Genomic DNA, 6569 nt, shown 5'->3' on the forward strand with positions numbered 1-6569 from the left:
TAAGGAAGCAAGCAACATGAGCAAGCTGCGCGTGGCAGTCCTCGGCGCACAGGGCCGCATCGGCTCCGAAGCGGTCAAGGCGGTCGAGGCCGCCGACGACATGGAGCTGGTGGCGGCCCTCGGCCGCGGCGACAAGCTGGAGGCGCTGGCCGAGGCCGGCGCCCAGGTCGCCGTCGAGCTGACCACCCCCGCCTCGGTGATGGAGAACCTCGACTTCCTCATCCGCCACGGCATCCACGGCGTGGTCGGCACCACCGGATGGACCGAGGACCGCCTCGCCCAGCTGAACACCTGGCTCGCCGCTTCCCCCGGGACCGGTGTGCTCATCGCGCCGAACTTCTCCATCGGCGCCGTGCTCACCATGAAGTTCGCCGCCCAGGCCGCCCGCTACTTCGAGTCCGTCGAGGTCGTCGAGCTGCACCACCCGAACAAGGTCGACGCCCCCTCGGGCACCGCGACCCGCACGGCGCAGCTCATCGCGGCCGCCCGGGCCGAGGCCGGCCTCGGCGCCCAGCCCGACGCCACCGCCACCGCACTCGACGGCGCCCGCGGCGCGGACGTCGACGGCGTCCCGGTGCACGCGGTCCGCCTGCGCGGCCTGCTGGCCCACCAGGAGGTGCTGCTCGGCGGCGAGGGCGAGACCCTGACCATCCGTCACGACTCCCTGCACCACAGCAGCTTCATGCCGGGCATCCTGCTCGGCGCCCGCCGCGTGACGCAGACCCCGGGCCTCACCTTCGGCCTGGAACACTTCCTCGACCTCGGCTGATCCGGTAGTCCTCCCATGCGCGCGAAGATCACGTACTTCCTCACGGCCGCCGTCCTGGTCGTCTACTTCGTCCTGGCTGGCAGCCGGGGCCTGATGCTGATCCGGCAGGGCACCTGGCTCACCGTCACCTTCGGCGTGGCCGTGCTGATCCTGCCGGTCATCGGCGTCTGGTTCCTGTGGAAGAACACCCAGTTCGTCACCCGGGCCAACCAGCTCGCGACCGAGCTGGAGGCTGAGGGCGGACTGCCCGTGGACGAGCTGGAGCGGGACCAGTACGGGAGGATCCTGCGGGACTCCGCCGACGAGGTCTTCGCGCGCCGCAAGGCCGAGACCGAGGACGCGCCGGGGGACTGGCGCAGCTGGTTCCGGCTCGCCGTCGCCTACCACGACGCCCGTGACACCCCGCGGGCGCGCAAGGCCATGCAGCGGGCGATCGCCCTGCACGAGGGGCCGGGCCGATGAGGCTGCCCGTACGGGCCTGATACCCGTACGGGCTTCCCGCGCGTGCGCCGCGCCGGATCAGGCGGCCACGGGCCGGTATTCGTCGGCCCAGGCCCCGACCGTGTCCGCAGCCCGGTCGAAGGCCTCGGACCGCGACAGGAAATCGGCGCTGTGGTCGGTCAGCAGCGCCGGCAGCTCCGCGCCCCCGCGGGTGGCGACGGTCAGCGCCTGCCCCTGTACGGTCCGCGGCAGACCGAGCCAGCGCACCGGCTGCTGCACCGTGCGGAGCTCGGTGATCTCGCCCCACGCGATCGAGCGGGTCCCGAAGAACCCCACCCGGCGCAGTCCCGTACGGCTCACCCAGACGCCCGCGCGCAGCAGCCGCAGCGCGGATCCGATGACGGAGAGAGCGGCGACGAGGCAGACCGCGGCCCCGCCCCAGGCGCCGGCGAAGGCGACGATCATCGTCGACAGCAGCATGAACGCCGACAGCAGGAGCAGCAGCGCGGCGATGCCCACCCGCCAGGGCCCCGGCCGGTAGGGGCGCCGCCAGCGGCCGTGGTCGGCGTGGGCCGGCACCTCGTCGCCGTAGTCGTCCGCGTCGGACACACCGTCGGCCGTCAGGAAGGGCAGGGGCACGGCTGGACCTCACTCACATGCACGTTCGGTTGGGCTGTGACCGTGAGGCTACCGCCCCTGGGAGGCCTCCGACTGCTGCGACTTCTCCGGTGCCTTGCTCGGCTGCAGTGCGGGCATGCCGAAGACCAGCGAGCCGGCCAGCCCGGCAACCACGGTCAGCCCGACCAGACTACGGGCGGCGAGCTGGGTCCTGCTCAGGCGCTCGCGCGGCGGCGGAGTGACGTTGCTGCGGAAGCGGTCGGCCTCGGCGACGAAGGCGAACGGGACGGGTTCCCCGCGGCGGAACATGGGGGCCACTCTCCTCACGATCGGTGTGCGTTCTCTTACGTAGGACGTCCGAGAGGCCCAATCGGTGCCGGTTTTGGGCACATTAACGAGAATTGATGGCGCGGCGGGCCGCGGGGGGCGACGTAGAGTGGGCGCGCCCCAGGACGCACGTTTGGAAGGACCCCGGTGAGCGAGACCGCCGCTTCAGATCTGAAACCCAGCTTCCGCAGTGATGTGACGGTGGAGCTGGTGAAGCACTCCGCCGCCGACTCCGACGTGCTGTGGGCCGCCCGCGTCTCCACGGCCGGCGAGCAGTCCCTCGAGGAGCTGCAGAAGGATCCGGAGCGCTCCAAGGGCCTGATCAACTACCTGATGCGGGACCGCCACGGCAGCCCCTTCGAGCACAACTCGATGACCTTCTTCATCAGTGCCCCGATCTTCGTGTTCCGGGAGTTCATGCGGCACCGCGTGGGCTGGTCCTACAACGAGGAATCCGGTCGCTACAGGGAGCTCGAGCCGGTCTTCTACGTCCCGGACGCCGAGCGCAAGCTCGTCCAGGAGGGCCGCCCGGGCAAGTACGTCTTCGTCGAGGGCACCGGGGCGCAGCAGGAGCTGACCGGACGGGTCATGGAGGACTCGTACCGGCAGGCGTACGAGGCCTACCAGGAGATGCTCGCCGCCGGCGTGGCCCGCGAGGTTGCCCGTTCGGTCCTGCCGGTCGGACTTTTCTCCTCGATGTACGCCACCTGCAACGCCCGCTCGCTCATGCACTTCCTCGGTCTGCGGACGCAGCACGAGCTCGCGAAGGTCCCGTCCTTCCCGCAGCGGGAGATCGAGATGGTCGGCGAGAAGATGGAGCAGCACTGGGCGAAGCTCATGCCGCTCACGTACGCGGCCTTCAACGGCAACGGCCGCGTTGCCCCGTAAGGCCCGGTACGTGGGTAACGCACGCATGTGCGACTCAAGTCCTAAGTGTCCGTATTGCGGCGTTTCGTAAAGTTCATCTAGGCTGATCAAACGGACCCGGCACTGCTTGAACCCCCGAGCAGGCAGTGCCGGTGTCCAACACTCGGACCCACGTCCCCCGAGGGGACACTGCGAGCATGGCAGCGAGTAGCGTGTTACCCATGGCTCCGATCTCGACTCCGCAGACCCCCTTCGGGCGGGTCCTCACCGCCATGATCACGCCGTTCACGGCGGATGGCGCACTCGACCTCGACGGCGCGCAGCGGCTCGCCGTCCACTTGGTGGACGCAGGCAACGACGGCCTGATCATCAACGGCACCACCGGTGAGTCGCCGACCACCACCGACGCGGAGAAAAACGACCTCGTACGAGCCGTCCTCGAAGCCGTCGGAGACCGCGCCCACGTGGTCGCCGGCATCGGTACGAACGACACCCGCCACACCCTCGAGCTCGCCCGCCAGGCCGAGCGCACCGGCGCCCACGGCCTGCTCGCCGTGACCCCGTACTACAGCAAGCCGCCGCAGGAGGGGCTCTACCGGCACTTCACGGCGATCGCCGACGCCACCGAGCTGCCGGTCATGCTCTACGACATCCCCGGCCGCAGTGGTGTCCCGATCGAAACGGAAACTCTCGTCCGGCTGGCCGAGCACCCCCGTATCGTTGCCAACAAGGACGCCAAGGGCGACCTCGGCCGCGCCGGCTGGGCCATCGCGCAGAGCGGCCTGGCCTGGTACTCCGGCGACGACATGCTGAACCTGCCGCTCCTGTCGGTCGGCGCGGTCGGCTTCGTCTCCGTGGTCGGCCACGTGGTCACCCCCGACCTGCGCGCCATGCTGGAGGCCCACCTGGGCGGCGACGTCCAGAAGGCCACCGAGATCCACCAGAAGCTGCTCCCGGTCTTCACCGGCATGTTCCGCACCCAGGGCGTGATGACCACCAAGGGCGCGCTGAACCTGCAGGGCCTGCCCGCGGGCCCGCTGCGGCTCCCGCTGATCGAGCTGACCGCCGACGAGACGGAGCAGCTCAAGCGCGATCTCGCCGCCGGCGGGGTACAGCTCTGACAACAGACTTCACAACTGAACAAGCACGACCGAAACAGACAACAGCAAGTGCACGAATGTCATGCGCGCCACGTGCCTTCCGGGGCACGTGGCGCGTGTGGTGAGGAGAGACTTTTGAGCCATCCGCATCCTGAACTCGGACCGCCGCCGAAGCTGCCCAAGGGCGGCCTGCGGGTCACCCCCCTGGGTGGCCTCGGCGAGATCGGCCGCAACATGACCGTCTTCGAGTTCGACGGCCGTCTGCTGATCGTCGACTGCGGCGTCCTCTTCCCCGAGGAGGAGCAACCGGGCATCGACCTGATCCTGCCGGACTTCACGTCCATCCGGGATCGCCTCGATGACATCGACGGCATCGTGCTCACGCACGGCCACGAGGACCACATCGGCGCCGTCCCCTACCTCCTCCGGGAGAAGCCGGACATCCCGCTGATCGGCTCCAAGCTGACGCTGGCCCTCATCGAGGCGAAGCTCCAGGAGCACCGCATCCGCCCCTACACCCTCGAGGTGAAGGAAGGCGAGCGCGAGAACCTGGGCCCCTTCGACTGCGAGTTCATCGCCGTCAACCACTCCATCCCCGACGCCCTGGCCGTGGCCATCCGCACCGGTGCGGGCATGGTCGTGTGCACCGGCGACTTCAAGATGGACCAGCTCCCGCTGGACAACCGCCTCACCGACCTGCACGCCTTCGCGCGTCTGAGCGAAGAGGGCATCGACCTCCTCCTCTCGGACTCGACGAACGCCGAGGTCCCGGGCTTCGTCCCGCCCGAGCGCGACATCTCCAACGCGATCCGCGGAGTCTTCGCGAGCGCCCAGAAGCGGATCATCGTGGCGTCGTTCGCCAGCCACGTGCACCGCATCCAGCAGATCCTCGACGCCGCCCACGAGTACGGCCGCCGCGTCGCCTTCGTCGGCCGCTCGATGGTCCGCAACATGGGCATCGCCCGCGACCTGGGCTACCTCCGGGTCCCGGCCGGCCTCGTCGTCGACGTCAAGACCCTCGACGACCTCCCGGACGACGAGGTCGTGCTGGTCTGCACGGGCTCCCAGGGCGAGCCGATGGCCGCCCTGTCCCGCATGGCCAACCGCGACCACCAGATCCGGATCGTCCCCGGCGACACCGTGATCCTGGCGTCGTCCCTGATCCCGGGCAACGAGAACGCGGTCTACCGCGTGATCAACGGCCTGACCCGCTGGGGCGCCAACGTCGTGCACAAGGGCAACGCCAAGGTGCACGTTTCCGGCCATGCCTCCGCGGGCGAGCTGCTGTACTTCTACAACATCTGCAGGCCGCGGAACCTGATGCCGGTCCACGGTGAATGGCGCCACCTGCGCGCCAACGCCGAGCTCGGTGCCATGACGGGCGTCCCGAAGGACCGCATCGTCATCGCCGAGGACGGCGTGGTCGTCGACCTGATCGACGGCAAGGCCCGGATCTCCGGCAAGGTCCAGGCCGGCTACGTGTACGTGGACGGCCTCTCGGTCGGCGACGTCACCGAGGCCTCGCTCAAGGACCGCCGGATCCTCGGCGACGAGGGCATCATCTCGGTCTACGTCGTGGTCGACAGCACCACGGGCAAGGTCGTCAGCGGCCCGAACATCCAGGCCCGCGGCTCCGGCATCGAGGACTCGGCCTTCGGCCCGGTCGTCGCGAAGATCGAGGAAGCCATCGCCAGGGCCGCCGCCGACGGCGTGGCCGAGCCGCACCAGATCCAGCAGCTCATCCGCCGCACGATGGGCAAGTGGGTGTCGGACAGCTACCGCCGCCGCCCGATGATCCTTCCCGTCGTCGTCGAGGTCTGACCCTCGCCGTAGCGACGTCACCGGAGCGGGGCAACCGGATTTGCATCGGGGGGCCCCGCTCCAGTACGTTTACGTCTCCACCCCAGCACGGCCACCGGGTATACATGTGTGCCCGGCCCAGTCATGCGGGCGGGTGGGAATCCGGACCCAGGGAGACCTGATAAAGTTTGGTCCACCCGAAAGGGAAAGGCCCTCCGAAGGCCATCGGAATTCGAATCCAAGCCGGAACGGCACGGAAATGAATCTGATAGAGTCGGAATCGCCGGAAAGGGAAAGCGCGAAAGCGCAGGACCTGGAAAGCAAGCGAGACCGACTCTGATAGAGTCGGAAACGCAAGAACACAGAACGAAAGCCCGGAGGAAAGCCCGAGAGGGTGAGTACAAAGGAAGCGTCCGTTCCTTGAGAACTCAACAGCGTGCCAAAAATCAACGCCAAAAGTTGATACCCCGTCCACTTCGGTGGATGAGGTTCCTTTGAAAAAGACCTGTGAGGCTTCCTTGTGGAGTGCTTGCAGGCAATTACACAGCGAGGACGCAGTGGACGGTCGGTCTTATTCCGACATGATCGTCCCGCTCTGCGTGTGTGTGCACCCGATTACGGGTAAACATTCATGGAGAGTTTGATCC

At 68.4% G+C, this 6569-nt stretch carries 7 protein-coding genes; 5 read left to right on the forward strand and 2 right to left on the reverse strand.

Features of this window, described 5'->3' with window-relative positions:
* The first annotated feature begins 16 nt into the window (after window positions 1–16).
* Both dapB and ACIPUC_RS33070 read left to right on the forward strand, forming a co-directional pair.
* Window positions 17–769 carry a 4-hydroxy-tetrahydrodipicolinate reductase gene (gene dapB / locus ACIPUC_RS33065; protein WP_446594069.1) on the forward strand — a complete coding sequence of 251 codons (753 nt, stop codon included), beginning with the start codon at window positions 17–19 and terminating at the stop codon, window positions 767–769.
* Window positions 770–784: 15 nt separating this feature from the next.
* Window positions 785–1231 (forward strand): hypothetical protein, encoded by a 447-nt coding sequence (locus ACIPUC_RS33070; protein WP_446594070.1) that lies wholly within the window; start codon window positions 785–787, stop codon window positions 1229–1231.
* 57 nt (window positions 1232–1288) lie between these two features.
* On the opposite strand, the gene ACIPUC_RS33075 is transcribed toward ACIPUC_RS33070, so the two are convergent.
* Complete coding sequence (locus ACIPUC_RS33075; protein WP_446594071.1) at window positions 1289–1849, reverse strand: hypothetical protein; 561 nt, start codon at window positions 1847–1849, stop codon at window positions 1289–1291.
* Window positions 1850–1897: 48 nt separating this feature from the next.
* Window positions 1898–2137, reverse strand: a complete 240-nt coding sequence (locus ACIPUC_RS33080; protein ID WP_446594072.1) for a hypothetical protein — start codon at window positions 2135–2137, stop codon at window positions 1898–1900.
* 165 nt (window positions 2138–2302) lie between these two features.
* Between ACIPUC_RS33080 and thyX the strand changes: the two genes are divergently transcribed.
* The 3 genes from thyX to ACIPUC_RS33095 all read left to right on the forward strand — a co-directional run bounded on the left by thyX (window position 2303) and on the right by ACIPUC_RS33095 (window position 5943).
* Complete coding sequence (gene thyX / locus ACIPUC_RS33085) at window positions 2303–3043, forward strand: FAD-dependent thymidylate synthase (protein ID WP_446594073.1); 741 nt, start codon at window positions 2303–2305, stop codon at window positions 3041–3043.
* A gap of 200 nt (window positions 3044–3243) precedes the next feature.
* A complete protein-coding gene (gene dapA, locus ACIPUC_RS33090; RefSeq protein ID WP_446594074.1) occupies window positions 3244–4143 on the forward strand; it encodes a 4-hydroxy-tetrahydrodipicolinate synthase in 900 nt (299 codons plus the stop codon).
* Window positions 4144–4257: 114 nt separating this feature from the next.
* Window positions 4258–5943: a ribonuclease J gene (locus ACIPUC_RS33095; protein WP_446594075.1), complete on the forward strand. Its 1686-nt coding sequence runs from the start codon at window positions 4258–4260 to the stop codon at window positions 5941–5943.
* Window positions 5944–6569: the final 626 nt, after the last annotated feature.

It is taken from the genome of Streptomyces sp. LARHCF249, assembly GCF_052871255.1.